The following is a 2,810-nucleotide window of genomic DNA, read 5'->3' on the forward strand; positions in this document are numbered from 1 at the left end:
GTGCCCCGGCGCTGTGCGCCCTGCCGCTTCGCGATCCTTCGCTTCCAGCATGGATTTCACATCATCGGGAGAAATTTTTCCAATACCTGCATCAAGCAAAGTACCCGCAATAATTCTGACCATATTATATAAGAAACCGCTGCCTGTGATCCGCATTTGCAGGCCGTCAGCCGTCTCAGTCCAATCAAGTTCGTAAATCGTTCTTACCTTGTCCTGCACTTCTGTTTTAGCCGCGCAAAAGCTCGTAAAATCATGTGTCCCTATAAGATGCTTTGCCGCTTCTCTCATGTCCTGCACATTAAGGCGATATGAAAAATGGTAAGCGTAATGCCGTTTAAATACGTCCGGGTGTTTCTCCGTGTATACAAAGTAGCGATATTCTTTTTTGACTGCGCTAAATCGTGCATGGAACCCATCATCCGCAATTTCTGCCTGTTTGACTGCGATATCGTCCGGAAGCAGTGCATTTAAGGCATATGGCCATCTCTCAGCCGGGATAGACAGCGGAGTGTCAAAATGAATCACCTGTCCGGCTGCGTGAACCCCGCTGTCTGTTCTTCCAGACGAAACGACCGGAATTCTGTCTTTTGACTTATGCAGGACAGCCAAAGCCTTCTCCAGTTCATCCTGAACCGTTCTTTTGCCCGGCTGAACCTGATAACCGTTAAACAAATGTCCGTCATAAGAAATCGTGCATTTCAGTCTCATACAGCACCTCTAAGCCCTTAAGAAAAATAACAAAGCAGCTAATACAATTAAGCTGACAATGACAGAAGTGTCTTTTCCTGTCCATACAAGCTTTCTATATTTCGTACGTCCTTCTCCGCCTTGATAGCCTCTTGCTTCCATTGCCACCGCAAGCTCTTCGGCGCGTTTAAATGCGCTGACGAAGAGCGGGACAAGAAGCGGGACAATAGCCTTCACTCTATCTTTGACAGGCCCGCTTGTAAAATCAACGCCTCGCGCCATCTGAGCCTTCATGATCTTATCTGTCTCCTCCATCAGTGTCGGAATAAACCGTAAAGAAATTGACATCATAAGAGCCAGCTCATGAACAGGAAGCTTTAATTTTTTCAATGGGTTCAGCAGCTGCTCCATTCCATCGGTAATCTCAATCGGTGTGGTCGTAAGCGTTAATAAGGTTGTGATTAAAATCAAATAGACGAATCTAAGAGAAATGAATATCCCCTGAACCAGACCGCCCTCATAGACTTTGAAAAAACCTATTTGAAAGATAATCGGTCCTTCATGTGTCATAAGGATGTGAAGAAGGAACGTAAAAAGGACAATCCAGATGATTGGCTTCAGCCCTTTCATTAAAAAAGAGAAAGGAACTCTTGTTAAAGAAACGACGCCGATTGTAAATAAACCAAGCAACGCATATGTCTGAACATTATTAGCTAAGAATACGATGCAGACAAATAAAAAGATCGTGATCAGTTTTGTTCTGGGGTCAAGCCGGTGCACAAGTGAAGTCCCCGGTACATACTTGCCGATAATCATGCTGTCCATCATAAAGTCTTCTCCCCCTGAAAAAGAGCACGGATTTCAGCAGCGGCATCTTCGATTGTGAGCATAGGCTCATTAAATCTCACACCCAGTACAGCTTCAAGGTGTCTTTGGAATTTTATTGTTTCAGGAAGATCCAGCCCCCAGCCGGCCATCTCTTCACCCTTTAAAAACAGATCACGCGGACTGCCTGATGCTTGTATCGTTCCTTTATGCATAACAATCATTTCATCAGCGTATGCAGCTGCATCCTCCATGCTGTGTGTCACAAGGATCGTCGTCAGGTTCCCACGTTGATGAAGCTCATAAAACATGTCCATAATCTCTTTTCGCCCTCTTGGGTCCAATCCTGCAGTCGGTTCATCCAGAACAAGCACTTCAGGGTCCATTGCAAGTACGCCGGCAATTGCAACTCTGCGCATTTGTCCCCCGCTTAATTCAAAGGGTGACCTGTCCAAAAGCTCTTCTGATAAACCTACAAGCTGCAGCATCTCTCTCGCTTTTTGTTCAGCATCTTCTTTTTTAACACCAAAGTTCATCGGTCCGAATGAAATATCTTTAAGAACTGTTTCTTCGAATAATTGATGCTCAGGAAATTGGAAAACGATTCCGACTTTTTTACGAAGTTTTTTCAGATCTTTATTCTTTTTCCCTGCCTGAATGACAGTGCTGCCTAGTGATATCTGTCCCTTCGTCGGCTTCAGGAGACCATTTAGGTGCTGAAGAAGAGTGGACTTGCCAGAGCCTGTATGCCCGATAACGGCTACGTAGCTTCCTTCTTTAATCGATGCATTGATATCATACAGTGCTAGGCGCTCAAACGGCGTCTTCATCTGATAGCGATGCTCTACATCTTTGATTGTAATGTCCACAGCTCTTTCACCAGCCCTTCCTGAGTCAAATGGTTTTCTTCCAAAGCCAGTCCATTTTCTCTTAAAAGCTGGCTAAGCTGGAATGAGAAGGGTAAATCAAGCCCAATTCGAACAAGTTCTTTATTCAATTTAAAAATCTCTTCAGGCGGCCCTTCAGCATATTTTTTACCGCCATTCATGACAATGATCCTGTCTGCTTTTGCTGCCTCATTCAGGTCATGTGTAATGGATATGACAGTCGCCATGCCCTGCTCTTTTAAATGTCTTACCGTTTCAAGCACTTCTTCTCGCCCGATCGGATCAAGCATGGATGTTGCTTCATCTAAGATAATAATATCAGGACGTGCGGCAATAACCCCCGCAATCGCAACTCTCTGCTTTTGGCCTCCGGAGAGATGGTGCGGCTCTTGATCGAGAAAATCTTGCATA

General features: G+C 44.9%; 4 protein-coding genes. All 4 read right to left on the minus strand.

All coding sequences use genetic code 11. The features are described 5' to 3' along the window. Positions 1–708, minus strand: a 708-nt coding sequence (gene truA, locus RAC86_RS37470) for a tRNA pseudouridine(38-40) synthase TruA (RefSeq protein ID WP_377886834.1), incomplete at its 3' end; no start/stop codon positions are given. A 9-nt stretch (positions 709–717) separates the two neighbouring features. Next, the gene (locus RAC86_RS37475; RefSeq protein ID WP_029317183.1) at positions 718–1,515 is read right to left on the minus strand and encodes an energy-coupling factor transporter transmembrane component T family protein; all 798 of its coding nucleotides are present in this window, start codon (positions 1,513–1,515) and stop codon (positions 718–720) included. Continuing rightward, positions 1,512–2,381, minus strand: a complete 870-nt coding sequence (locus RAC86_RS37480; protein ID WP_031600082.1) for an energy-coupling factor ABC transporter ATP-binding protein — start codon at positions 2,379–2,381, stop codon at positions 1,512–1,514. Before RAC86_RS37480 ends, RAC86_RS37475 begins: the two co-directional genes overlap by 4 nt. Then, positions 2,357–2,810 (minus strand): ATP-binding cassette domain-containing protein (locus RAC86_RS37485; RefSeq protein ID WP_377886835.1); only part of this gene is annotated, 454 nt, incomplete at its 5' end. The genes RAC86_RS37485 and RAC86_RS37480, both read right to left, overlap by 25 nt.

This window comes from Bacillus sp. LR_5 (genome assembly GCF_042709275.1).

Coding starts and splice junctions, on each gene's coding strand:
- RAC86_RS37475 (WP_029317183.1), bottom strand. CDS start 1,515: ATGATGGACAGCATGATTATCGGCAAGTATGTACCGGGGACTTCACTT.